A 24,448-nucleotide genomic window follows, 5' to 3' on the forward strand; every position below is an offset into this window, starting at 1 on the left:
CGGGACTTGGGCCAGTTGACGACCTTGCCGCCGGGTACCCAGCGGGAGCCGAGGACGAGGTCGGCGGTGCGCAGGGCGGTGAGCAGGCGGGGGAGTTCCTCGGGCTGGTGGGATCCGTCGGCGTCCATCTCGACGAGGACGTCGTAGCCGTTGTCGATGCCCCAGCGGAAGCCGGCGAGGTAGGCGGCGCCGAGGCCTTCCTTGCCCTTGCGGTGCAGGACGCGGACGTGGCCGTCCTCGGCGGCGAGCTTGTCGGCGAGATCGCCGGTGCCGTCGGGGCTGTTGTCGTCGGCGACCAGTACGTGGACCTCGGGGACCGCGGTGCGGACCCGGGAGACGATCCGCTCGATGTTCTCGGCCTCGTTGTAGGTCGGGATGATCACCAGCACCTGGCCGAGATCGGCGAAGGTGCTCTCCTCAGGGGCAGTCACGTCAGAGCCTTTCGAGGCGTCGGCGCCGGTGCGGGGCGCACGTCGGCGCGGCTGCGGACACGGGGTGCGGGTGCGGGGCGGGCACGGGAGCGGGGCCTCACCGGCGCACCAGCAGCGCCACGGTCAGCCCCGGCACGTGCCGCACCTCGGACGGGGTGTACGCCGCCCGCAGCGCCCCGGCCTGCCCGGCCGGGAGCCGCTGGTACGGATCGTCACCCGTGCCGATGCTAACGACCCACACCCGGCGCTCGTCACCCATGCAGGCCGCGGGCACCCGGCACTCCACCGGATACAGGTCGTGCGCGACGACCGGACTCTCCCGGAGGAACATCTCCCGCGGCCGTACGGCGTCCGGCAGGTAGTAGTCCAGCGCGGGCCCGACCATCATCCAGCTCAGGTCGCCGCCGGCCGCGACCAGGCCGTCCCCGGGCGCGTAGCCGGCCGCCACCAGCTCCGCGGCGCCCCGGTAGTCGGTGTCGGTGTGCGAGGCCGTCGTCCGGAGGGACCGCTGCACGTCCATCCCCAGCGCCGCCGGTGCCACCACCGCCGCCAGGGCCAGCGGCACCGCCGCGACCGCCGGCACCCGGGCCCGGCGCAGCAGCGCACCCAGCACGCCGATGCCGCCTCCCGCCAGCGCCGCACCCGCGGGCAGCGTGAAGAGCAGGTAGCGCGGCAGGAAGTACGCGGTCGAGCCGGCCCGCGACACCACCCACACCGCCACCACGGGCAGCGCGGCCATCCCCAGCAGCAGCACCGCCGGCCCGCGGAACGGCCGCCACAGCAGGGCCAGCGCCGCCAGCGCGAGGAACGCGTACAGCACCTGGTACGAGCCGAACAGCTCCTGCCAGACGAACCGCAGCTCCCGCCCGGTGGGCGCGGTCAGCCAGGACAGCTGCCGCCCCCGCTGCAGCCGGCCCAGCACCACCACCGGCAGCGTCGGCACCACCCCGGCCACCACCGCCACCGGCCACTGCCGGAGCACCCGCCGGGAGCCCGGCCTGCGGGCCGCGGCCAGTACCAGCGGCAGCTGGCCCACCAGGCAGCCGAGCGACACCAGGTGGAACGTGCCCGCCACGGCCGTGCACACCGCGTACCCCGCCCACCGCCCCACGCCGGGCCGCTCCAGCGCCCGCAGCAGGCACCAGGCGGCCGCCGCGACCGCGCACGTCACGACCGCGTACGCCCGCGCCTCCTGCGCGTACCGGGAGACCTGCGGCACGGTCGCCAGCAGCAGCCCCGCGCCGAGCCCGGCCGTGCGCGAGCCGAACATCCGCTCGGCCGTCAGCGCGGTGAAGGCGGCGGCGCCCGCCATCGCCAGGGCGGAGGGGAACCGGAGCACCCCGGGTGCGTCGCCGAACACGCCCGTCCAGCCGTGCAGGAGCAGGTAGGAGGCGCCGTTGCTGGCGTCGACGTTGCCCAGTATCCCCACCAGCCCGCCGAGGGAGCGGCCGGAGGCGCTCCAGCTCGACACCTCGTCGCGCCACAGCTCGGGAACGCCGATCCCCACCAGGCAGACGACCAGGGTGACGACAGAGGGAACCAGCCAGACCGCATATTGTCGTACGATCCGCACTTAACCACTCATAATCTGTCGAACCAGACATTCGGGTGCGGCCAGAATACCGACCCGGACCCCACCCGCGGGCCCGGACCGGCCTGACCGCCCGTCACCCCCCGACACCCGCGCTCCCTGCGCCGGGCACGATCCCCGCCCGCCGAATCCGCTAGTCTGTCTGCCGTCGGCCGATCACACCTGCCCCGGCGCAGGTGCCTCGACAGACCCCCGCCTCAGTAGCTCAGGGGATAGAGCACGGCTCTCCTAAAGCCGGTGTCGCAGGTTCGAATCCTGCCTGGGGCACAACGCCGCCCGCGGCGATGCACGTGGAAGGGCCGGCTTGCGAGGGATGAACCCCGGGAGTCGGCCCTTCGCCGTCGGCCGGGTCGGTAGGCGGTGGGCCCGGCCGTGCCGTACCCGTGCCAGAGGGCCATGGAGTCGGCGCCCTGGTCTTCCGCTGCCACCGGAGAGCGGGACCGGGCAACCGTCCGACGAGTCGACCGCGGTCGACCCGTCTCACTCCGGACGAGGTCGCCGCGCGCATGGGCGAGGTCAACGCCGTGCGCGCGCATGCTGGACGCGCTCCGCGACGAGGAAGCCCCGAGCATCCGAACCCGCGACGGCCGGCAGCGGCTCGGTGACCAGGCCGCAGGCCGACGTCATAATTCTGAACTCCTGTCGTCAAGCCTTGCCGAGACGCTGCCCCTGCGCCATGCACCGGCGAGGAGGGGGAGTTGGTTGGGGAGAGGCTGTTACGAGTTTCGCTACTTCATCAAGGCCCGCCGCCGCTCCTGTCTTCGCCCCGCGACGGCGGCGGCCGGCCGCGCCACGGGGGTGGACGGCAGGACCGCCCCGCCGAGCAGGCAATGACGGTCAGAACCATGGGGCTCTGCCCCAAAGCCCGGCCCTCCTCGGAGGGGACCTGGGGCAGGCGTATGGGTGCAGCCCCGTCGGGGTGATCGTGGTCGGGTCGCGGGCGGCCCCCTCCTCGACCGGCCACCCAAGGGCGTGCCTGGAACCTCCAGGGCCGCCAAGACCAAGCGCAAGCGTCACCCGGCGAGCCTTGGCGGCCCCTGGAGAACCCGGGTGCGGCGAAGCTGCCCGATCGAGGAGGGAACCACCCGCTCGGCCCGAGCTGTGGCCGCAAGCCGGCCAAAGCCACGCGATACGGTGCCCGCATGGCAACGCCCGAAGACCGAGTCGAGAGCCGGGAAGATCTCGCGGCATTCATCCGTGGTCTCCACTCCGAGTACCTCGAACGGGGCCCCGAGTGGGAGAACGCGACCCTCGATCGCTTTCTGGAGGCCCTTGCTGGCTGGGTCGAGGATTCGCCCGGCTGGTACCGCAACTTCAAACGCGAGATGCCCGCCGACGGCGACTGGAGCTTCTTCGCCCGCGCTCTTCAAGCGGCCACCGTCTACGAGTGAGCTGACGGCAACTTGGCCGCCGCACCAGATGAGCACCAGATCGGGCGGTCAGTCGCGGCGAGTAGCGGGGAAGGGCGAGCACACGAAGAGGGCTTGCAGCTGGTGTTCGCCCAGCTCAGGGGCTAGTTCGTGGCGGGGGGACTGCTGATTCCCAAGCTTAGGGCTCTCCTGGTCTCCTCGACCTGCATCGATCAGACTCCGCCCCCGCGTGAAGTGGTGATCACCAGCAGGGCCTTGCCCGGGCCAGCCGCGAGAGCTGATCATTTCCGGGATGAGACCCGAGGTACAGACCTTCACGGCAGATGGCCCTCTTCCCGACTGGAACTCCACCGAGGAGGAGATCGACAGGCGTTGCGAGCAGCTCCAAGCCATCTCCCGACCCGTGACGGCTGAAGAGGCAGAGGCGCTGGCCGCATGCTTCGGTCCGGACGACTGCTACGGCGTCGCGTGGACCCTGCTGCACCTCATCGAGACGAGCCCCAGGCCGATGCCAGTGATACCCCCACCTGGACCGGATGCCAGCGACTGGCACCACACCTTGTGGGGGCGGTGGGGTAACGCAGACGACGAGTAGGCCCGGGGCCGTCTCTGGGCCGCATGAAGTCGACCAGGGCCAACCAATGTTGACAACCGGCGGCGGAAAACGGGCTGGTCAGCGGGTCGGGGGAGTGTCTCCGCTGGCCAGCCCGTCGCTCGATCAGAACTTGTTCTTATGGCGAGACGAGTCGCATGGTGGGTTTATAGCCTCCTACGAGGCGAGCTCGGCCCAAGAGGAGGTCAGCCATGTATGCAGCGGTACGGCGATACGAGGGAGTGACCGATCCTGCTGAGGCGGGACGCCGAGTGAAGGAGGGCTTCCTACCACTCATCCAGAAGGTCCCCGGATTCGTGGCTTACTACTGGGTCGCCGCTGGGGATGGGGTTATGGTCTCGACCAGCGTCTTTGAAGACCAGGCTGGGGCCGTGGAGTCGATCAAAAGGGCTGCAGACTTCGTGCGTGAGAATCTCGCATCACTGCTCCCTAACCCTCCCCAGGTCACGGCCGGCGAGGTTGTCGCGTTCGGGTAGTAATGGTCGGCTGCGGGGCTGAGTGCCTGACCGCGCTACTACCTCGGTGAACAATCGAGGGCCGTTCCCCGCCTGCCCTTGCCGGTCAGCCCCTGCGCTCCCCGACGGCAGGTTGGTGCATGAGTTGCGTCGGGACGAAGAGGCCACCGCACCACGGGCTGTACCGTCGATCCACTGGTGGTTAGACCCCGGGCCCGGCTCGAACGGGTCTGGTCCCCTCCACAGCGGGCCGGAGCTGTGGGTCGCAGTCGCCTCCTGCCTGGGGCATAACGCCGCCCGCGGCGATGCACGTGGAAAGGGCCGGCTCGCGAGGGGGGAACCTCGGGGGCCGGCCCTTCGGGGTCGGGGTCAGCCGGTGTAGTAGCCGGTGATGTCGGCTATCAGGTCGACGGTGCCGTAGCGGTTGTAGAACGACACCTTGCCGTTCTTCACGGGGACGACCACGAGGTTGGGGACGACCTGGCCGGGGGTGAAGTTCAGGTTGGACGCGTTCGGCCGCTCGGTGTCTGCGGGGAAGACCGTCACGAATCCACCGGCGGTGGGCTTCACCGCGGTGACGTTGAGGACGACCGCGGTGACGCCGGTGGTCGGCAGGCCGGCCCGGCCGGCCACGGTGAGGGTCATGGTGCTGTTGTCGCCCAGGCGGGCGGCCTTGCCGCCGGCGGTGCCCGTGCCGTACCGGGTGTCCATCAGGCGGCTGGGGCCGGTGCTGGTGAACTTCCCGGTGCCGGTGGGGGCGTAGTAGCCGGTGACGTCGGCTATCAGGTCGACGGTGCCGTAGCGGTTGTAGAAGGAGACCTTGCCGTCGGATATCGGGACGATCACCTGGTTGGGGACGGTCTGCCCGGAACGGAAGTTGAGGTTCGACACCGCGGGCGGGGTGCTGCCGTAGGGGAAGGCCGTGACGAAACTGTCTGCGGTGGGGCGGGTGGCCGTCACGTTCATCACCACGCCGGTGGCGTCCGCCGGGACGTCGGCCAGGGTCAGGGTGAGAACCCCGCCCTGGCCCACCGGGGCGAGTGCGGCGCCGGTGCCGTAGCGGGTGTCGAGCAGCCGGACCGGCGTCATGGTGGTCAGGTCCGACCCGCCGGTGGGGGCGTAGTAGCCGGCGACGTCCGCGAGCAGGTCGACGCTGCCGTACCGGTTGTAGAGGTCGACCCGGCCGTTGACGACGGGCACCACGACGAGGTTGGGGACGATCTGTCCGGCGGTGAAGTTGAGGTTGGACGCGTTCGGCCGGGGCTGGCCGTCCGGGTACACGGTGACGAAGCTGTCGGTGGTCGGTGCGACCGCGGTCACGTTGAGGATCACCGCGGTGGCGCCCGCCGGGACGCCGGTGCTGCCGCCGGTGACCTGGAGGGGCAGCGTGCCGCCCTGTCCGACCTTCGCCTTGGGGGCGCCGATGGCCAGCCGGGTGTCCAGCAGGCGCTTCGGCGGGACCGGGGTGTAGCCGCCCGGTGCCGGCGTGGTCGCGGTGACGACGTCGACGTCGGTCGACTTCAGGAACGCCAGGCGGTGGTTGTACCGGATCGGGTAGTACGTGTCGCTGCCGACCACGAGGGTGCGGTCGTCCGGTGCGTCACCGTTGATGTTCTGCGCGTAGTAGTAGTCACCGGCCACCGGTTGCGGGCTGCTCGCGAGGTACGCCTGACCGGCCGGGACGGTGGCGGTGTACGGCGTCGGCTCGATGTTCGTCGTGTCGATCGCCGGGTGGGATCCGTACGCGGCGAGTTCGGGGTACGGCCGCCCGTACACGGGGATCGACGACGTGCCGGCCCGGGGCACCAGGACGGTCTGGCCGGTGCGGTTGTCGGCGGCGGCGCTCTGGCCGTTCGGGTTGTGGAACCAGCCCTTCACGCTGCCGTACCAGACGGCCGTCCAGTCGCCCTGCTGGTCGGCGACGACGTAGCTGGTGCCGGCGACCGCCTTGGCCTTCCAGCTGGCGGCCTGCGTGGTGCCGCCGCCGACGAGGGCGGCGGTGCTGCTCGGCGCGGTGCGCAGGTAGACGAAGTTCTCCGGGCGGGCGGAGGTGCCGTCCACCGGCGGCGTGTTGGTGGAGTCGAAGGCGGGGGCGATGGTGACCTTGCCGCCGACCAGGATCGGACCGCCGGTGCTGGCCCGGACGGGGGCGCCGATCAGGTCCATGTAGTGGTTCCAGTCCCAGAACGTGCCCGGATCCCAGTGCATGCCCGCGATGTCGCTCTGGCGCGGGCCCGGCACGTCGTCGTGCCCGATGATGTGCTGGCGGTCCAGCGGCACCCCGAACCGGTCGGCCAGGTAGCGGGTCAGCGAGGCGGACGACTGGTAGAGCTGCTCGGAGTACCAGGTCGCGTTGTTCGCCGGGAACGCGTAGCCCTCGTGCTCGATGCCGATGCTGTGCATGTTGACGGACTTGTTGCCGGCGTGCCAGGCGACGTTCCTGGTGTTGACCAGCTGGGTCACGTGGCCGTCCGACGACCGGACGATGTAGTGGGCGCTGGCCTGGGTCGACGCCTTCTGGAAGGTGGCGATCGAGCCGTCGAAGCCGCCCTCGGTGTCGTGGATGACGATGTAGTCGATCTTCTGGCCGTCGGACGGACGGTCCGCGATCGTGTAGTTGCCGAAGGAGGTCGGGTCCGCGGCGTTCTGCAGGACGTACGCGGCGGGCCTGAAGTCGCAGCCCAGACCGGCCGGGCACTCCACCGGGCCCGGCGTGTCCGCGGCGAGGACGCTGCCGGACGCCTGCACGCCGGTGAACGAGGCCTGCAGAGCGGTCCGGGCGCCGGCGGTGGTGCCGCGGGACGCGGCAGCCCCGCTGCCGGCCGCACCCTGTGCGGTGGTGGCCGTGGTCGTGGTCCTGGCGCCCTTGGTGGTCCTGGCGCCCTTCTTCCCCGACCCGCCCGGCCGTCCGGCGGTCGGCACCGGCGCGGCCACCGGAACGCTGGTCTGGCCGTCGGCCGAGCTCAGCCGCAGGGCGGCGGTGTCGCCCGCCGTGACGGCCGGCGCGGCGGCGAGCGTGACGAGCTGGCCGTCCGTGGTGACCCGGACGGCACCCACGTGCACGGTGCCCAGCACGCGGTCGGCGAAGTCGCTGCCTCCCTTGTCGGCCGCCGACTCGCTGAAGCGGGCCACGGCCGCGTACCAGTCGTCCGGGTCGTCCGACAGCGGCTTCCCCGCCTCCCGCTGGTACTTCACCAGCAGGGCCGCCGCGCCGCGGATGCTCTGCGCCGGGTCGGTCCTCAGCCGGGCCGCCGGCTCGTCGATCAGCTTGGCGGCCTTGTCCAGGGTGTGCAGCGCCGGGCCGTCCTCGACCTCCACCGGGGGCGCGTCGGCCCGCACCGGGGAACCGTCGCCGCGGCCGTCGGCCTCCGGGCCGGGGCCGGCGTCGATGGCCTTCGCCACGGCGGCCGGGTCGACCTGCGTCAGGCCCATCACGTTGTAGTTGCCGGTCGTGCTCGGCTCGCCGTGATGGGACTCCCACCGGCTCTGCTGGTACGACAGCGCCAGCAGGATGCTCTGCGGCACCTTGAACTCGGCCGCCGCCGACGCGAACCGGTGCTGCAGGACGTCGGGCCCCGACACCGGGTCGGGGGTGGTGTCGGCGCCGGCGAACAGCGCGAAGCCGGTGGCGGACGCGACCACCGCCGCGGTGATCGCCAGAGGAATCCGCAGACGGCGGGTGCGGCGGTGCGCGGCACCCGCGGCACCGCTCGCAGCTCTGTGTGTGGGGCTCAACGGAGTCGCGGACCTTTCGTGTCCGAACCGGCCGTGGGGGCCGGACCCATGCGGAGCCGACTGGTGGGGGGCGGGGCCGTGCGGCGGGAGCGCCTGGTTGCACAGAGGGCGACGAGAAGTTAGCACCCGATGGAGCGTCCGTCGCGCACCGGGGGGGGGTGTCGCGGGGCGCCTGACCTGCGGAGCTGCGGCGCGCAGTGCGCGTCGGCGGGTGCGCGGTGCGCGGTGCGCGGTGCGTGGTGACGGGGCGCGGGCGCGGCCGCATGCGGCGTGGCGGGCGCGGGCCGACGCGGGGGCGAACGTCCACCGCCCGGTCCACCGCCGTTGGTGCGGCGGTGGACCGGGCGGGTGGACGGACGGCGGGCGGACGGCGGACGGACTACCGGCGGTGCTTGCCGTTCCCGGGGACGGCGGGCTCCGGGTACGGGATGCGCAGCCTGCGGGCGAGGGGCGCCACGGCGTCACCGGCACCGAGCGGGCGCGCCAGCGCGAACAGCGACAGCAGGATGGCGAACGCTCCGACGGCCAGGCCCGCGACGTCGCCCGGCAGGCCGTCGCCGACCGCCGCACTCACGCGGGCGGCGGCCCAGACGGCAGCCGCCGCGCCGGGGAGGCAGGCGGCGGCGATCGCCAGGTGCAGGGCGATGACGGAGCCGCCGTTCAGGCCGCTGCGCTGCTTGCCGCGGCGCAGGCCGAGGTCCACGGTGGCGTCCGGTGCGGCGGCGGACCCCGCAGCGGCCTCCGCGCCGGTCACGGGCCTGCGCAGCCGCCGGCCGAGGGCCCAGCCGGTCAGGCCGACGCCGATCAGGCAGGCGATGCTCTGCGCACCGGCCATGCCGATGATGATCCAGCGCGGGCCCAGCAGCCAGTACGCGACGGCGGACAGCCCGGAGTTCGTCGTGGTGGAGACCACCGTCAGCCAGAACGGGGTCCGCGCGTCACCCATGGCGTAGAAGCCGCGGGCGAGGGCGTACTGCGCGCAGAAGGCCGGCAGGCCGATGGCGAAGGCGATGAGCGCCTGGGCGATCACCCAGGAGTCCGCGGAGGTGACCTTGCCGTGCCCGTAGGCGATGGCGGCGATCTGCGGGGCCAGGGCGATGAACAGCATCGTCGCGGTGACGATCATCGCCGCGGACGAGCGCAGCATGCCGGAGAGGTCGCCGCCGATCTTCGACAGGTCGCCGTTGGTCGCGGCCCGCGCCATGCCGGGCAGGAGCGCGGTCACCAGGGAGATGGTGATGACGCCCTGCGGCACCACGAACAGCTGGTAGGCGCTGGTGTACGCGAAGTTGCCGAGGCCCACCGTGAGTCCCGCGGCCTTGGCCCTGCCCTGGGCGCCGGTGGTCAGCTGGCTGATGACGGCGAACGAGATCTGGGTGACCACGACCAGCATCAGCGCCCAGGTCGCCGCCTTGATCGGCTTGGTGAGGCCCGCACCGCGCCAGTCGAAGCGCGGACGCCAGCGGAACCCGGAGGACCGCAGCGAGGGCAGCAGGCCCAGGGCCTGGACGACGATGCCGAGGGTGCTGCCGAGGCCGAGCAGCATCGTCTGGCCGGAGGTCATCTGTTCGGCGTCGTCCGCGTTGTTGCCGATGGCGATGTAGAGGCCGAACACGGCGATCGCCACGACGTTGTTCAGCACCGGGGTCCACATCATCGCGCCGAACCGGTCGCGGGAGTTGAGCACCTGGCCGAGCAGCGTGAAGACGCCGTAGAAGAAGATCTGCGGCAGACAGAAGCGGGCGAAGGCGATGGTGAGGTCGCGCTGCGCGCCGTGGAAGTGCGAGTAGAGGTCGACGATGGTCGGCGCCAGCACCCAGGCGCCGATGGTCAGGACGACCAGGATGACGCCGCACAGCGTGAGCAGGCGGTCGGTGTACGCGACGCCGCCGTCCTTGTGGGTCTGCGCGGCGTGGACCAGCTCCGGCACGAAGACCGAGGCGAGCACGCCGCCCAGCAGCATCATGTAGACGACGTTGGGCAGCGAGTTGGCCACGTTGAAGGCGTCACCGAGCGCGGCGGAGCCGAGCGCGGCAGCGATCATCGCGCTGCGGATGAAGCCGAGGGCGCGCGAGGAGAGCGTGCCGAGCGCCATGATCAGGCCGTTGCGCCCGACGGACGAGGACTGCTTGCCGGGCTCGCCGCTGCCTTCGCCCTGTCGCTGGCTCGGCAGCGTGGCCGGCCCCTGCGGGGCGCCCGAAGGCTGCGGGGCGTACAGCGGCTGCGGCGGCAGACCGGGGTGGCCCGCGTCACCCGGGCCCGACTGCGGGGGCTGGGCCGGGATCGGGCGCAGGGCCATCGTCGGCGGGTCGCCGTACGCGTACGAGTCGGGGGACTCGCCCGCGGTGTGCATGGTCATCTGACCCCCGTCGCTCGGTTCCTGGGCGGTGGTGCTGCAGGGCCTCCGCACAGGTGCACCCAGCCGGAGCAGTCTGCCAAACCGTGGCACTCCCTGGGGAGTCCGGTGTTCCGGGCGGCAGCCCTGCGTTCACGGAGGATATCGGGGGCGCGGGGGGCCCGGTGACGCGAAGGGTGATGGAATATTCCGGTATGTCCGCTTAAGTGGCTTGGGTGGGCGGTCCGTTCGGGTTGGCTGCTCCTCGTCCGATTCCCCGCCGCGACTGGGAGAACGCACGATCGTGTGACCTTTATCACTGACTGTCGGCTGTGGCGGTCGTGGACGTGGGGTCCCGCGGGGGCCCCGCCCCTCGCTCCGGAGGTCGGGCGGTGCTCGTGGCCAGGCGTGATGGCCGGGCTCGACGGGTGAGGGGTGGCGCGGGTGCGGTGGCTGCCGCGGTTGTGCGGCGTTCGCCGGAAGGAGTGGGGCCGCCCGTGCGTTGTTCCGGCGAGGGGTGTGTGCGGATGTCCCCCCGGCTGCCCCTGGCTGCCCCTGGCTACCCCTAGGCCGCCTCCCCCGGTGGCGCCGCAGCGTGTGCGGACGGTGACGGGCTGCTGACCGGGCCGGAGAAATTTCGCAGGATACTGCACGGCAGGGCGAAATCTGAGCGACTTGGGAATGTTGTCGCTTTTCTGTGCGTTGGATCGTTACGTGTGAGCCTCCAGCGGGCCCGCACATCTGTGAGCAGCGCAGGCCCGCGCGGTTGGCGCCGCCGTATCCGGCAATCAGCAAGGGAGCAAGCATGGCCACTCGTGCCGTCGTTCGCGACAGGGCCGACCGGACTCGCTCGGCCCGGCCGACCAACCTTGAGGCAGACCGCGATCTCGTCGGCATGTACCTCGACGAGATCGCCAGGACGCCACTGCTCGACGCCGCCGAGGAGGTGCAGCTCTCGCTCCGGATCGAGGCCGGCGTGTACGCGCAGCACCTGCTGGACGCGGGCCCGCTGCCCGAAGGGGTGACGGCTGCGGAGCTGAAGGCGATAGCCGAGGACGCGGAGCGGGCCAAGGACGTGTTCATCAGGTCCAACCTGCGTCTGGTGGTCGCGGTGGCCCGCCGGTACCCGCGCAGCGGGCTGCCCCTCCTCGACCTGATCCAGGAGGGCAATGCGGGCCTGGTGCGCGCGGTCGAGAAGTTCGACTACGCGAAGGGCTTCAAGTTCTCCACGTACGCGACCTGGTGGATCCGCCAGGCGATCACCCGTTCCATCGCCGACCAGTCCCGCACGATCCGGCTGCCCGTCCACCTCGTGGAGGAGCTCGGGCGGATCCGCCGGGTGCAGCGGGAGAAGTCGAAGGAACTGGGCCGTGAGGCCGCCCCCTCCGAGATCGCGGCCGAGCTCGACACCACGGAGGCGCGGATCAAGGACGTCCTGGACTGGGCCCGCGACCCGGTGAGCCTCAACATGGCGGTCGACGACGAGGGCGAGACCCAGTTCGGCGACCTGGTGGAGGACACCGGCGCGGTCTCCCCGGAGGACGCCGTCATGGTGATGCTCCGCCGTGAGGAGCTGGACGACCTCATCGGCCGGCTGGACGACCGGACGGCATCGATCATCCGCTCGCGGTACGGCATGGAGGACGGCCGGGAGCGCACGCTGACCGAGGTCGGCAAGCAGCACGGACTGACCCGTGAGCGGATCCGGCAGATCGAGAAGCACGCGCTGGCGGAGCTCAAGAAGATCGCCGACCACGCGGGCTTCGAGGCCGCCTGACCTCCGCCCGATGGGGGCCGGCCGTAGAGGCCGGCGGTAGGGGCGCCGTGCCCCTGCGGTCCGGAGCCTGCGGCCCGGTGCGCGTCGGCCGGGTGCGCGTAGGCGGGTCGGGTCGTGGGCCGGGCCGACCCTAGGCTGGGGGAGGAAGCATCGACGGAGGAGAGAGAGCCGGAGGCGGGTCGTATGGCCGAACAGAACAGCGACCGGGGTGCGGAAGAGGCGAAGCCTGCGGCGGCTGCCCTGCGGTTCGGGGATCCGCTGGACCGCCAGAGCAGTGACGACACCGACCACGGCTGGGGCGAGCGCCCCGGCGGCGAGGGGCGCGAACGCGGGCTGGACTGGTACCTCAGCCAGCGGCCCCCGCACCACGGGGGGTAGTGCTCCGCGGGGCCGCGCCGCCGGATCTGCGGGCAGCACGACCGGGCGGGGCGCCGGGGCGGAACGTCCGGGTGGAACGCCCGCAGGTCGGGGTTGCGCCTGCGGGCCGCGCCGGTGTCAGCCCTGGCGGACCAGGGCGTCGCGGATCTCGGTGAGCAGGGCGACCTCCTGGGCCTCGGCCGCCAGCGCCTCCTGCTGGGGAGTTCTGCGCTTGGCCATGTAGTGCAGCATCGGCAGCACGAAGACGAAGTAGACGACCGCCGCGGTGATGACGAACTGCAGCAGGGCGCTGAGCACCTCGCCCCAGAGGATGTAGATGCCGGACGACACCGTGCCGTCGGCGGCGAGCGTGCAGGGCCCCTTGAGGCAGGACCGGTAGGACGCGAGATCCCCCGTGCCGAACAGGCCGACGACCGGGTTGATGACGCCCTTCACGAACGCGTTGATGACATTCGTGAATGCCGCGCCGATGACGACGGCGATCGCCAGGTCGATGATGTTCCCGCGGAACAGGAATTCCTTGAAGCCTTTCATTCCGCAACAACACCACATCGCCTCGGCCGTCACGGAATGCGGCGCGCCGGGGCAGGCCGGTCGATCGGTGGGCCTGGTGTCACCGGGTGGGGGGCGCGGTGCCCGCGCAGCGCGGGGCCGGGACCGGTTCGGCGGTGACCGCGGAGGTGGCGGCCGGCGGGGGCGGGCCGGGGCGCAGGGGCCCCGCGGCGAGCGCGGTGGCGGCGGCGACCAGTCCGGCGGCGAGGACGCCGGGGCGGTGGCGTACGGCCTGCTGCAGGCGGTGCCGCCCTCCGGAGCCGCGCCGGACGGGCGGGAAGTCGGGCACCGCACGCCGGGGCGGTACGGAAAGCGGGAGCGGGGGAACGGGGCAGGTGGTCACGGTGTCCGCCTCGGTCGGTGGTGTGCGGGACCGGTCGGCCCGCGGACCCCAGAATCCGACGGAATGCCGTTCACCTGCAGCGCCCGCTGCATTCCTGTGGACAACTCGGGGGTGTGGAAAACTCTCCTCCCCCGAAAGGAGTAGTACGACGGCTCCACCGGGCCCTGCCGCGGCGTCCGGGCGCGCTAAAAGCCGGGGGCGCGCGAAAGGCCCAGCGGCACGCAGAAAAGACCGGTGGCACGCGAAAAGCCCGGCGCCGCACCGATCGGGTCGGTGGGGCCGGGCTTCGCAGGCCGTGCGTCAGCCGGCCGAGGCCGCCGACGAGGACTTCGAGCCGGTCGAGGACGACCCCGACGAGCCCGAGCCCGAGCTGGAACCGGACGAACCGGAGCCCGACGAGCCCGACGAGCCGGAGGACGCCGAACCCGCGGAGGCGGTGGAGGGCGTCGAGGACGCCGTTCCCGAGCCCACCGCGCTGCTGGAGGAGGAACGGCTGTCGGTGCGGTAGAAGCCGGAGCCCTTGAACACGACACCCACGGCCGAGAAGACCTTGCGGAGCTTTCCCTGGCATGCGGGGCACGTGGTCAGTGCCTCGTCGGTGAACTTCTGCACCGCCTCCAGGCCGTTGCCGCACTCGGTGCACTGGTACTGGTACGTGGGCACTTGTCTTCCTCCTGGCACTCTCGCCTGATGAGTGCTAACGATCGTCCATGATGCGGCATTCCGCTGGAACAGTCCAGCGATGCCGGATGTGAGATGGCTCCATCCGGGTCGGTCCCGGGTGTCAGCCTTGGGCGGCACCTGCTCCGACCAGCTGCGGAGCGGTCGCTTCGGGGGCGAACCGCGCCGCGCCGGACGCCCGTGCGACGGTGCGTCCCGGCGCCGCCGGCGGGACGAGCAGCCGGCGCAGGGTGACCAGGGCGACCAGCCCGAGTCCGGCGCCGGCGACCGGCACCAGGAAGCCCGCGGACGGGCCGCCGGTGTCGATGAGCTGTCCGGCGACGGTCGAACCGGCGGCGAGGCCGAGTCCGATGGCGCCGGTGAGCCAGGTGAAGGCCTCGGTCTTGGCGCCGTCGCCGACGAGCGTCTCGACCAGGGTGTAGCCGGTGATCAGCGTCGGTGCGATGGCGAGGCCGCAGAACAGCCCCGCGACGGTGAGCGAGGTGAGGCCGGGCATGGCCCAGAGGGTCGAGCAGCCGAGCACCAGCAGCGCGTAGCTGCCGAGCATCCGCTGCCGGGCGGAGCGCCGCCAGGCGACGAGGCCGTACAGCACCCCGGCGAGCATCGAGCCGGCGGCGAAGACGCCGTAGACGGTGCCGGCGGCGCCGGCCCGGCCGGCGGACTCCGCGAAGGCGGTGATGGAGACCTGGAGGGCGCCGAAGACCGTGCCGACGCCGAGGAACGAGCCGGCCAGCAGCCGGACGCCGGGGGAGGCGAGGGCGGACCCGCGCCGGCCGTCCGCGGTGTGCGGGTGCCGGACGGGCGCGGTGCGCCGCTGTGCGGCGAAGGCGAGGCCGCCGGCGACGGTCAGGACGGCCTCGGTGACGAGCCCGGCGGCCGGGGTGACGCCGGTCGCGAGGGCGGTGGCGAGCACCGGGCCGACCACGAAGGTGAACTCGTCGGTCACGGACTCGAAGGCGAACGCCGTGTTGAGCGTGGCGGGGGAGTCGGAGAGCCGGGCCACCCAGCGGGCCCGCACCATCGCGCCGATCTGCGGCACGGAGGCGCCGGCCGGGGCGGCGGCGGCGAAGAGCGCCCACACCGGGGCGTGGCCGAGGGCGAGCGCGATCAGGGCGCCGACCGACAGGGCGTGCACGGCGAGGCTGGGGAGCAGGACGGACGCCTGCCCGTAGCGGTCGGCGAGCCGGCCGGTCTGCGGGCCGACCAGGGCCTGGGCGACGGCCGAGACGGCGGCGACGGCGCCCGCGGTGCCGTACGAGCCGTGGGTGTCGAGGACGAGCAGCACGATGCCCAGGCTGAGCATCGCGTAGGGGAGCCGGGCGGCGAAGGCGGGGACGAGGAACGTCCGGGCGCCGGGGGTGCGGAGCAGTGTCGCGTAGCCGACGCGGGTGGGGGCCGCGGGCGCGGGCTCCCCGGACGCCGGTGCGGGCGTTCCGGGGGCACGGGTGTCGTCGACCGTTCGGCGGGCCGTCACGGTCGGTCCTTCCTGCTGCCTGGTAGCGCCCCGGGGCATGGGTGGACCCCGACGGCGCCGAGAGTCGTCCTCTCGCGCGTCGACCGGGGTTGATACCGGGTCCGGCCGGGCCCCGCAACGGTGCGGGTGACGGCGTGCGGCAGGGTGCTGCGGACCGCGGCCGCCGAGCGGTCGCGCCAACTCTGCATCAGACAGATGTTGCGGGTTGGTGGGTACGGATGACCCGTACCGTTCGATTGTACGGCAGGAGGCCGTTGCGGAGCTGGGGATGCAAGGAGCGTCACAGTCCACGTGGCGCTGCCGACCGGGGCGGCGGGCGGGGGTCAGCGTCCGCGCAGCCAGCCGGCGAGCTTGCCGCCGCGGTCGACGGCGCGCAGCCGGCGCTCGGCGGCCTCGCTGACCTCTTCGGTGGTGACCACGAGGAGCTCGTCGGAGGCCCGCAGGATGGTGGTGCGCTCGGGGACGAAGCTGCTGCCGTCGCGGACGACCAGGGTGACGGCGGCCCCCTTGGGCAGCCGCAGCTCGCCGACCTCGACGCCCGACATCCGGGAGTCGGGGGACAGCGAGACGGAGAGCAGGTGGCCGTGCAGCTTCTCCAGCGGCGCGGCCTCGATGCCGAGGTCCTGGCCCATGTCGCCCTCGCCGATCCGCAGGCCGCGGGCGACCAGCGGCAGGGTCGGGCCCTGGAGCAGGGTGAACACCACGACGAGGACGAAGACGATGTTGAAGACCTCCTGGGCGCGCGGTGCGGCGGCCACCATCGGGATGGTGGCGAGCACGATGGGCACCGCGCCGCGGAGCCCGGCCCAGCTGAGCAGGGCCTGCTCGCGCCAGGGCAGCCGGAAGGGGGTCAGCGAGACCAGGACGGAGGCCGGGCGGGCGAGGAACACCAGCACCGCGCCGCTGACCAGCGCGGGGACTATCGCGGAGCCCATGGCGGCGGGCGTCACGAGCAGGCCGAGCACGACGAACATGCCGATCTGGCCGATCCAGGCGAGGCCGTCGGCGAAGCCGCGGACGGCCGGGCCGTGCGGGAGCTTGGAGTTCCCGAGGACCAGGGCGGCCGTGTAGACGGCGAGGAAGCCGGAGCCGTGCAGCAGCGAGGCGCCCGCGTACGCGAGGACGGTCAGCGCGAGCACCGCGATGGGGTACAGGCCGGAGGAGGGCAGGGCGACGTGCTTGATGCCGTACGCGCCGAGCCGGCCGACCGCGTAGCCGACCGCGGCGCCGATGGCGAGCTCGCCGAGGATCGTGCCGAGCAGGACGTACCAGGGGTCGAGCGGGCCGGTGGTCGCGAAGGCGACGACCAGGATGACCACCGGCGCGTCGTTGAAGCCGGACTCCGCCTCCAGGAGGCCGGTGAGCCGGCGCGGCAGCGGCACCGTCCGCAGGACGGAGAAGACGGCCGCCGCGTCGGTGGAGGAGACGATCGCGCCGAGCAGCAGGGATGTCCGCCAGTCCAGCCCGACCAGCCAGTGCGCGCCGCCCGCGGTGACGAAGACGCTCACGGCGACGCCGACCGTGGCGAGCACGACGGCGGCGGGCATGACCGGCCTGATGGCCTGCCAGCTGGTCTTGAGGCCGCCCTCGGCGAGGATCACGACGAGCGCCGCGTAGCCGAGCACCTGGGTGAGCTCGGCGTTGTTGAAGACCACGCCGAGGCCGTCCTGGCCGAGCGCGACGCCGATGCCGAGGTAGATCAGCAGGCTCGGGAGCCCGGACCGGGAGGAGATGCGCACGGCGACCACCGCGACCAGAAGGATCACGGAGAATTCGAGCAGGAACGTGTTCAGGCGGTCGACGGTCACGCAGGGGCACCCCGGGGGCGGAAGCGGCTGATGAGTCGTTACTCAATCTAACATTTTGCCTGATCTTTAACAGGCCGGATCGGCCTTCCCCGGGGGTCACCCGGCCGGGGTATCGTCCCTGTGATCCAACCGTGGGCGTCCCCGGTGCACGTCCGCCACCTGAGCCGCCTTAATGTGGTGACCTGTCACGGCCGCCATCACCCCGCCAAGGACCCAGATGCCCCGCTCGAAGAAGTTCCGGCGCGCCCGTCTGATCGTGATCGTGCTGGCCGTGCTGCTGATCGCCGGGCTGGGCGGTGGCGGCTACTGGGCTGTCCACACCGTGCGTTCCTCCTTCCCCGACGTCACCGGCACCGTCCGGGTCGCCGGGATGAGCAAGCCGGTCGACGTGAAGCGCGACGCCAACGGCATCCCGCAGCTCTACGCGGACACCTCCGAGGACCTCTTCCGCGCCCAGGGCTACGTGCAGGCGCAGGACCGTTTCTGGGAGATGGACGTCCGGCGCCACATCACGGCCGGCCGCCTCTCCGAGATGTTCGGCTCCGGACAGGTCGAGACGGACGCCTTCCTGCGCACCATGGGCTGGCGCCAGGTCGCGCAGCAGGAGTACGACACCGTGCTCGCGCCCGACACCAAGAAGTACCTGCAGGCCTACACGGACGGCGTGAACGCCTGGCTGTCCGAGCACCCGGGCGGTGCGGGCGCCTCGCTGGAGTACGCGCTGCTGGGCACCGTGAACGGCGACTACGAGCCCGAGAAGTGGAACCCGGTCGACTCCGTGGCCTGGCTGAAGGCCATGGCCTGGAACCTCTCCGGCAACCTCCAGGAGGAGATCGACCGCTCCCTGCTGGCGCAGAACTTCCCGCAGGACGAGATCGACCAGCTCTACCCGGAGTACCCGTACGAGCGCAACGGCACCATCGTGAAGGGCGGCACCGTCGCGAACGGCCGGTACAAGCCCGCCGGCGACGCCGCCGGCACGGCCGCCGCCACCGCGCAGGGCCGGGCCACCACGCAGGCGCTGCTCAAGGGCATCGCCGACAACATGGCCGCGATGCCGCAGCTCCTCGGCCCGCAGGGCCAGGGCATCGGCTCGAACTCCTGGGTCGTCTCCGGCAGCCACACCACCACCGGCAAGCCCCTGCTCGCCAACGACCCGCACCTCGGCCCCGGCCTGCCGTCCGTCTGGTACCAGATGGGCCTGCACTGCCGCACCGTCGGCGCCGCCTGCGGCTACGACACCGCGGGCTTCACCTTCGCCGGGACGCCCGGTGTGGTCATCGGCCACAACCAGCACATCTCCTGGGGCTTCACCAACCTCGGCGCCGACGTCACCGACCTCTACCTGGAGAAGGTCACCGGCCCGGACACCTACCTCCGCGACGGCAAGGAGGTGAAGTTCGAGACGCGCAAGGAGGTCATCAAGGTCGCCGGCGGTCCGGACCGCACCATCACCGTCCGCACCACCGCCAACGGCCCGCTGATCTCCGACCAGTCCTCCGAGCAGCAGAACGTCGGCACGTACGCGCCCGCCGGCAACGCCGCCCCCGACCGCGCCAGCGGCTACGGCGTCGCCCTGCAGTGGACGGCCCTCACCCCGGGCACCACCATGGACGCCGTCTTCGAGCTCGACGCCGCCGCCGACTGGGAGGGCTTCCGCAAGGCCGCCGCCGACTTCGCCGTCCCCGCGCAGAACCTCATCTACGCCGACACCGAAGGCAACATCGGCTACCAGGCCCCGGGCGTCATCCCCGTCCGCGCCAAGGGCGACGGCCGCTACCCCGCCCCCGGCTGGGACTCCGCCTACGACTGGGAGCCGAAGCCGATCGCCTTCGCGGCGCTGCCCTACGCGTACAACCCGGAGGCCGGCTACATCGTCACCGCCAACCAGGCCGTGGTCGACAAGAGCTACCCCTACAGCCTCACCACCGACTGGGAGTACGGCACCCGCGCCAAGGAGATCACCGACCAGATCGAGGGCAAGCTCAAGAACGGCGGCAAGATCTCCCCGGACGACATGCAGGCCATGCAGCTCGACAACACCAGCGTCATGGCCAAGACCCTCGTCCCGCTGCTGCTCAAGGTGAAGATCAGCGACCCGTACGTCCGCGAGGCCCAGGACCTGCTCAAGGACTGGAACTACCACCAGGACGCCGACTCGGCCGCCGCCGCCTACTACAACGGCGTCTGGCGGGCCCTGCTCACCCTCGCCTTCGGCCAGAAGCTGCCCGCCTCGCTGCGCGCCGAGGGCGACTGCCTGCTCGTCCGCCAGAAGCGCGACTCCACGCTCCCCGACGACGCGCTGAACGGCACCCCGCAGGCCGTCACCGAGTGCGGCACCCGCGAGCCCTCGCAGGCGCAGCCCGACGGCGGCGACCGCTGGATGGAGGTGGTGCGCACCCAGCTCGCCACCCCGAACAGCCCGTGGTGGGACTACATCGACTCCGACCACCTGCCGCAGCACGGCCTGAACAACCTGCTCGCCCAGGCGATGAAGAGCGCCCGCCAGGACCTCACGGCCTACCTCGGCAAGTCGATCTCGACCTGGAGCTGGGGCCGCCTGCACACCCTGACGCTCAAGGAGTCGACGCTCGGCAGCGACGACTCGTCGATCGCCTCCGGCTTCGTGCACCGGCTGCTCAACCGGGGCCCGTACCGGCTCTCCGGCGGCAGCGCCGCGGTCAACGCCGCGGGCTGGACCGCCGCCGCCGGCTACCAGGTCGACTGGGTGCCCTCGATGCGCATGGTCGTCGACCTCAGCGACTTCGACGCCTCGCACTGGATCAACGTCGGCGGCGCCTCCGGCCACGCCTTCCACACCAACTACAACGACCAGACCGAGCTGTGGGCCGAGGGCCGGCTCCTGCCCTGGTCCTACTCCGCGGACGCCGTCACCAAGAACACCAGGAACACGATGACGCTCACCGCCGGCTGATCCGCACCACCGCGGACGGGGTGACCGCCGCGTCGACCGGAAGGTCGTGCGGCTCGGCGGGCACCTCGTCCAGCAGTTCCTCCTCGTACAGCAGCGTCGCCAGCAGCGGCCGCACCCCGGCCGCGGCCAGCCGGGCCAGCACCCGGTCGTAGCTGCCGCCGCCGCGGCCCAGCCGGAGCCCGCGCCGGTCGACCGCGAGGCCCGGCAGCAGGACCAGCCGCGCGTCGCAGACCGCCTCCGGACCCAGCCGCGGCCCGGTCGGCTCCAGCAGCCCCCGGCCGGCCGGCGCCAGCGCCTCCCGGCCCGCGTACGCCGCCCAGTCGAGGTCGTTGTCGGGCAGCAGCACGGGCAGCAGCACCCGCACCCCGCGCGCCGCCAGCACGTCCAGCAGCGGGCCCGTCCCCGGCTCCCCGCCGACCGACACGTACGCCGCCACCGTCCAGCCCGGCGAGGCCAGCCCGGCGGCCCGGACGGCCAGCTCCCCGGCCGCCGCCGCCCGCCGACCGGGTGACAGTGCGCGCCGACTCTCCAGCAGGCGTGACCTCAGGGCCGCCTTGTCGTTGTGCAATGGATTGGCAGTCAACGGATCCCCCTGTTCGGCACCGGTCGGTCGGTGCCCAGAGCCTGACACGCGGAAGGCACCCCATGTCCACCCCGCTCCTCGTCCAGGCGCTCGCCGCGCTGAGCGTCCCCGCCGCCGCCGGCACCGGGCTGCTCGGCCTGCGGCTGCGCCGCAGCGCCGCCCGGGCCGCCGGACGCGAGGCCGCGCTGCAGGGCGAGGTCGCCGGGCTCCGCCGGGAACGGGACGAACTGCAGCGCACCGCATCCTGCGACCCCCTCACCGGCGTGTGGAACTACCGCCACCTGCAGATCACCCTCGACAAGGAGATCGAGCGCGCCCGCCGCGCCGAGGCCGCCGACGAACGCCGCCCGCTCGCCCTGCTGATGCTGGAGATCGCCGGCTTCGAGGCCGTCGTCGCCGAACGCGGCCGCAGCCGGGCCGGGGCCGTCCTGCGCGACCTCGCCCAGCGCCTCGCCGTCGAGATCCGCCGCTCCGACACCCTCGGACGCTACGGCGGCGAGGAATTCCTCGTGCTCCTGCCCGACACCGGTGCCGAAGGCGCCGAACAGGTCGCCGAACGCCTCTGCTGGGCCGTCCGCCGGCACCGGCTGCTCGACAGCCCCGACAGCGGCCGGACGGCCTCCGGCACCTGCCCGGACACCGACGCGTCCGTCCGCGGCAACGGCCTGACCGCCGCCATCGGCATCGCCGTCCTCCCCCGCGACGGCACCCACGCCGCCCTGCTGCTCCGCGCCGCCGACCGCGCCCTCGCCGAGGCCCGCCGCGCGGGCGGCGACTGCTGGCGGGGCGCACCCGTCGACCCGGTGCCCGGCTCCTCGGCAGGGCCGTCCGCCCGGCCGGGCCGCCGCACCCCCGCCGACGCGCTCGGCGGCCTCGCCGAGCACCGGGCCGCAGGCCCTGCGGAAGGACCTGCGGAGGCGGGACGAAAGCCCGGTAGTGTGTCCGCTTGTGTCGGCGAGGCAACCCTCACCTCCGTCGGCCGCGCCCGCACCGCGGCCGCCTCGCGGGTGGCCCGGGACGGGATCTAAGCCCGGCTTCACCTCGCTCTCAGAGGGCGCCAACCCGCCTTAGTAAGGTCGACGCATGACGAAGACGCACGCCCGCACCCCCGTCACCAAGGCCGTCGTGCCCGCTGCCGGGCTGGGAACACGCTTCCTGCCCGCGACCAAGGCGACTCCCAAGGAGATGCTGCCCGTCGTCGACAAGCCGGCCATCCAGTACGTCGTGGAGGAGGCCGCCGCCGCGGGCCTGTCCGACATACTGATGGTCACCGGCCGCAACAAGCGGGCGCTGGAGGACCACTTCGACCGGGCGTACGAGCTCGAGGAGCTGCTCACCCGCAAGGGCGACCACGACCGGCTCCGCCGCGTCCAGGAGTCCGTGCAGCTCGCCAACATGCACTACGTCCGCCAGGGCGACCCCAAGGGTCTCGGCCACGCCGTCCTCGTCGCCGAACAGCACATCGCGGGCCAGCCGTTCGCCGTGCTCCTCGGCGACGACCTCATCGACCCGCGCGACCCGCTGCTCTCCCGCATGATCGAGGTCCAGCAGGAGCTCGGCGGCTCCGTCGTCGCCCTCATGGAGGTCGACCCCGCGCAGATCCACCTCTACGGCTGCGCCGCCGTCAAGCCCAACGGCCTCGGCGACGACGTCTTCCGGATCAGCGACCTCGTCGAGAAGCCCGACACCGCCGACGCCCCGTCGAACTACGCGGTGATCGGCCGCTACATCCTCGACCCCGCCGTCTTCGAGGTGCTCCGCAAGACCGAGCCGGGCCGCGGCGGCGAGATCCAGCTGACCGACGCCCTGCGCGAGCTCGCCACCCGCGGCGACGACGACGGCGGCCCCGTCCACGGCGTGCTCTTCAAGGGCCGCCGCTACGACACCGGCGACCGCGCCGACTACCTTCGCGCTATCGTCCGACTGGCGTGCGAGCGCGACGACCTCGGCCCCGAGTTCCGGAGCTGGCTCCGCACGTTCGTCACCACCGAGATGCAGAGCTGACCACCACGAAGGCGAGTGAGGCGATGACCGCGGGCCCCGTGCAGAGCAGCGACGACCCCTGCTGCGAGGACGCCGGGGCCCCGGCACCGTCCGGGGCCGCCCCGCGGCCGCCCCGCATGTGGACCGTCGACGAGCACCGCGACGACGTGCTGTCCGGCATCGTCCCGCTGCCCCCGGCCGACCTGCCCCTCCTCGACGCCCAGGGCTGCGTGCTCGCCGAGGACGCCGTCGCCGCGACCGACCTGCCGCCCTTCGACAACAGCTCGATGGACGGCTACGCCCTCCGCTCCGGCGACCTGCCGGACGACACCGCGGACGGCAGCCCCGCCGCCCTCGCCGTGGTCGGCGACATCGCCGCCGGCGCCGGCGAACTCCCCGAGGTCGGGGCCGGGCAGGCCGCCCGCATCATGACCGGCGCCCCCGTGCCGCCCGGCGCCGACGCCGTCGCACCCGTCGAGTGGACCGACGGCGGCACCGGCACCGGCCGGCCCGCCGACGCCATGACCGCCACCGCGGCCGACGAACGGGTCCTCGTCCTCCGCCCGGTCACGGCGGGCGCCCACATCCGGCGGCGCGGCAGCGACATCGCCGCCGGCACCACCGTGCTGACCGCCGGCACCGTCCTCGGTCCCGCCCAGATCGGCCTGCTCGCCGCCATCGGCCGCGGCACCGCCAGGGTCCGCCCCCGGCCGCGCGTCGCCGTGCTCTCCACCGGCAGCGAACTCGTGCAGCCCGGCGAGCCCGTCGGCCCCGGCCGGATCCCCGACTCCAACAGCTTCGCCCTCGCCGCCGCGGCCCGCGCCGCGGGCGCCGACGCGATCCGTGTCGGCGGGGTTCCCGACGACGCGGACGTGCTGCGGGCCGTCCTGGCCGAGCAGCTCGGCGCCGCCGACCTCGTCGTCACCAGCGGCGGCGTCAGCGTCGGCGCGTACGACGTCGTCAAGGAGGTGTTCGACGGCTACGGCGGCGTCGACTTCCGGCGGCTGCGGATGCAGCCCGGCAAGCCGCAGGGCTTCGGCCGGATCGGCGACGGCCCCGGCATCCCGCTGCTCGCCCTGCCCGGCAACCCGGTCAGCGCCTACATCTCCTTCGAGCTGTTCGTCCGCCCGGTCATCCGCACCATGCTCGGCGCCCCCGACGTGCACCGGCCCGTCGTCCGCGCCGTCTGCACCGAGGCCCTGCGCTCACCCGCCGGCCGCCGGCAGTTCCTGCGCGGCCGGTACGCCCCGGACGGCACCGTCACGCCCGTCGGCGGAGCCGGATCGCACCTGGTCGGCGCCCTCGCCCTGGCCGACTGCCTCATCACCGTGCCCGAGGACACCACCGCCCTGCCCGCCGGCAGCGCCGTGGACGTGGTCCTTCTCACGGACTGACCGGGCAGGC

The 24,448-nt window shown here is 72.8% G+C and carries 18 protein-coding genes and 1 tRNA gene; 9 read left to right on the forward strand and 10 right to left on the reverse strand.

What is annotated here, in order from left to right:
* Together SNE206_RS27235 and SNE206_RS27240 are read right to left on the reverse strand one after the other, a co-directional pair.
* On the reverse strand, window positions 1-431 hold a 431-nt coding region (locus tag SNE206_RS27235; RefSeq protein WP_407916146.1), incomplete at its 3' end, for a glycosyltransferase.
* Between the two features lie 97 nt (window positions 432-528).
* Window positions 529-2,004, reverse strand: a complete 1,476-nt coding sequence (locus SNE206_RS27240; protein WP_407916147.1) for a glycosyltransferase family 39 protein — start codon at window positions 2,002-2,004, stop codon at window positions 529-531.
* A gap of 212 nt (window positions 2,005-2,216) precedes the next feature.
* On the opposite strand from SNE206_RS27240, the gene SNE206_RS27245 reads away from it, so the two are divergent.
* The 3 genes from SNE206_RS27245 (at window position 2,217) to SNE206_RS27255 (ending at window position 4,481) form a co-directional block, all read left to right on the forward strand.
* A tRNA-Arg gene (locus SNE206_RS27245) sits at window positions 2,217-2,289 on the forward strand.
* 875 nt (window positions 2,290-3,164) lie between these two features.
* Window positions 3,165-3,413, forward strand: a complete 249-nt coding sequence (locus SNE206_RS27250; protein ID WP_407916148.1) for a hypothetical protein — start codon at window positions 3,165-3,167, stop codon at window positions 3,411-3,413.
* 783 nt (window positions 3,414-4,196) lie between these two features.
* Window positions 4,197-4,481 (forward strand): hypothetical protein, encoded by a 285-nt coding sequence (locus tag SNE206_RS27255; RefSeq protein ID WP_407916149.1) that lies wholly within the window; start codon window positions 4,197-4,199, stop codon window positions 4,479-4,481.
* 348 nt (window positions 4,482-4,829) lie between these two features.
* On the opposite strand, the gene SNE206_RS27260 is transcribed toward SNE206_RS27255, so the two are convergent.
* Together SNE206_RS27260 and murJ are read right to left on the reverse strand one after the other, a co-directional pair.
* Window positions 4,830-8,195 (reverse strand): N-acetylmuramoyl-L-alanine amidase, encoded by a 3,366-nt coding sequence (locus SNE206_RS27260; RefSeq protein ID WP_407916150.1) that lies wholly within the window; start codon window positions 8,193-8,195, stop codon window positions 4,830-4,832.
* 379 nt (window positions 8,196-8,574) lie between these two features.
* Window positions 8,575-10,554: a murein biosynthesis integral membrane protein MurJ gene (gene murJ, locus SNE206_RS27265; protein WP_407916151.1), complete on the reverse strand. Its 1,980-nt coding sequence runs from the start codon at window positions 10,552-10,554 to the stop codon at window positions 8,575-8,577.
* Window positions 10,555-11,335: 781 nt separating this feature from the next.
* Here murJ and SNE206_RS27270 point away from each other — a divergent pair.
* Entirely contained in the window at window positions 11,336-12,307 is a 972-nt protein-coding gene (locus SNE206_RS27270; RefSeq protein WP_407916152.1) for a sigma-70 family RNA polymerase sigma factor, read from the forward strand.
* A 183-nt stretch (window positions 12,308-12,490) separates the two neighbouring features.
* On the forward strand, window positions 12,491-12,685 hold the full coding sequence (locus SNE206_RS27275) for a hypothetical protein (protein WP_407916153.1): 195 nt from the start codon (window positions 12,491-12,493) through the stop codon (window positions 12,683-12,685).
* 117 nt (window positions 12,686-12,802) lie between these two features.
* Here the strand turns inward: SNE206_RS27275 and mscL are convergent, their stop codons facing one another.
* The 5 genes from mscL to SNE206_RS27300 form a co-directional block, all read right to left on the reverse strand.
* Entirely contained in the window at window positions 12,803-13,219 is a 417-nt protein-coding gene (gene mscL / locus SNE206_RS27280) for a large conductance mechanosensitive channel protein MscL (protein WP_407916154.1), read from the reverse strand.
* 79 nt (window positions 13,220-13,298) lie between these two features.
* Entirely contained in the window at window positions 13,299-13,580 is a 282-nt protein-coding gene (locus tag SNE206_RS27285; RefSeq protein WP_407916155.1) for a hypothetical protein, read from the reverse strand.
* A 300-nt stretch (window positions 13,581-13,880) separates the two neighbouring features.
* Complete coding sequence (locus tag SNE206_RS27290; protein ID WP_407916156.1) at window positions 13,881-14,243, reverse strand: FmdB family zinc ribbon protein; 363 nt, start codon at window positions 14,241-14,243, stop codon at window positions 13,881-13,883.
* A 121-nt stretch (window positions 14,244-14,364) separates the two neighbouring features.
* Window positions 14,365-15,735 (reverse strand): MFS transporter, encoded by a 1,371-nt coding sequence (locus SNE206_RS27295; protein WP_407916157.1) that lies wholly within the window; start codon window positions 15,733-15,735, stop codon window positions 14,365-14,367.
* Window positions 15,736-16,058: 323 nt separating this feature from the next.
* Entirely contained in the window at window positions 16,059-17,543 is a 1,485-nt protein-coding gene (locus SNE206_RS27300; RefSeq protein WP_407916158.1) for a potassium/proton antiporter, read from the reverse strand.
* A gap of 217 nt (window positions 17,544-17,760) precedes the next feature.
* Between SNE206_RS27300 and SNE206_RS27305 the strand changes: the two genes are divergently transcribed.
* The gene (locus tag SNE206_RS27305) at window positions 17,761-20,478 is read left to right on the forward strand and encodes a penicillin acylase family protein (protein ID WP_407916159.1); all 2,718 of its coding nucleotides are present in this window, start codon (window positions 17,761-17,763) and stop codon (window positions 20,476-20,478) included.
* Here the strand turns inward: SNE206_RS27305 and SNE206_RS27310 are convergent.
* The gene (locus SNE206_RS27310) at window positions 20,465-21,061 is read right to left on the reverse strand and encodes a 5-formyltetrahydrofolate cyclo-ligase (RefSeq protein WP_407916160.1); all 597 of its coding nucleotides are present in this window, start codon (window positions 21,059-21,061) and stop codon (window positions 20,465-20,467) included. The genes SNE206_RS27305 and SNE206_RS27310 overlap by 14 nt on opposite strands.
* A 62-nt stretch (window positions 21,062-21,123) precedes the next feature.
* Here SNE206_RS27310 and SNE206_RS27315 point away from each other — a divergent pair, with 62 nt between their 5' ends.
* The 3 genes from SNE206_RS27315 (at window position 21,124) to glp (ending at window position 24,438) form a co-directional block, all read left to right on the forward strand.
* Complete coding sequence (locus SNE206_RS27315; RefSeq protein ID WP_407916161.1) at window positions 21,124-22,089, forward strand: GGDEF domain-containing protein; 966 nt, start codon at window positions 21,124-21,126, stop codon at window positions 22,087-22,089.
* Between the two features lie 55 nt (window positions 22,090-22,144).
* Entirely contained in the window at window positions 22,145-23,065 is a 921-nt protein-coding gene (galU, locus tag SNE206_RS27320) for a UTP--glucose-1-phosphate uridylyltransferase GalU (RefSeq protein WP_407916162.1), read from the forward strand.
* Between the two features lie 116 nt (window positions 23,066-23,181).
* Window positions 23,182-24,438: a gephyrin-like molybdotransferase Glp gene (glp, locus tag SNE206_RS27325; RefSeq protein WP_407916215.1), complete on the forward strand. Its 1,257-nt coding sequence runs from the start codon at window positions 23,182-23,184 to the stop codon at window positions 24,436-24,438.
* Window positions 24,439-24,448: the final 10 nt, after the last annotated feature.

This window comes from Kitasatospora sp. NE20-6, assembly GCF_045862635.1.

Coding starts and splice junctions, on each gene's coding strand:
- SNE206_RS27250 (WP_407916148.1), top strand. CDS start 3,165: ATGGCAACGCCCGAAGACCGAGTCGAGAGCCGGGAAGATCTCGCGGCA.
- SNE206_RS27255 (WP_407916149.1), top strand. CDS start 4,197: ATGTATGCAGCGGTACGGCGATACGAGGGAGTGACCGATCCTGCTGAG.
- murJ (WP_407916151.1), bottom strand. CDS start 10,554: ATGACCATGCACACCGCGGGCGAGTCCCCCGACTCGTACGCGTACGGC.
- SNE206_RS27270 (WP_407916152.1), top strand. CDS start 11,336: ATGGCCACTCGTGCCGTCGTTCGCGACAGGGCCGACCGGACTCGCTCG.
- SNE206_RS27275 (WP_407916153.1), top strand. CDS start 12,491: ATGGCCGAACAGAACAGCGACCGGGGTGCGGAAGAGGCGAAGCCTGCG.
- mscL (WP_407916154.1), bottom strand. CDS start 13,219: ATGAAAGGCTTCAAGGAATTCCTGTTCCGCGGGAACATCATCGACCTG.
- SNE206_RS27305 (WP_407916159.1), top strand. CDS start 17,761: ATGCCCCGCTCGAAGAAGTTCCGGCGCGCCCGTCTGATCGTGATCGTG.
- SNE206_RS27315 (WP_407916161.1), top strand. CDS start 21,124: ATGTCCACCCCGCTCCTCGTCCAGGCGCTCGCCGCGCTGAGCGTCCCC.
- galU (WP_407916162.1), top strand. CDS start 22,145: ATGACGAAGACGCACGCCCGCACCCCCGTCACCAAGGCCGTCGTGCCC.
- glp (WP_407916215.1), top strand. CDS start 23,182: ATGTGGACCGTCGACGAGCACCGCGACGACGTGCTGTCCGGCATCGTC.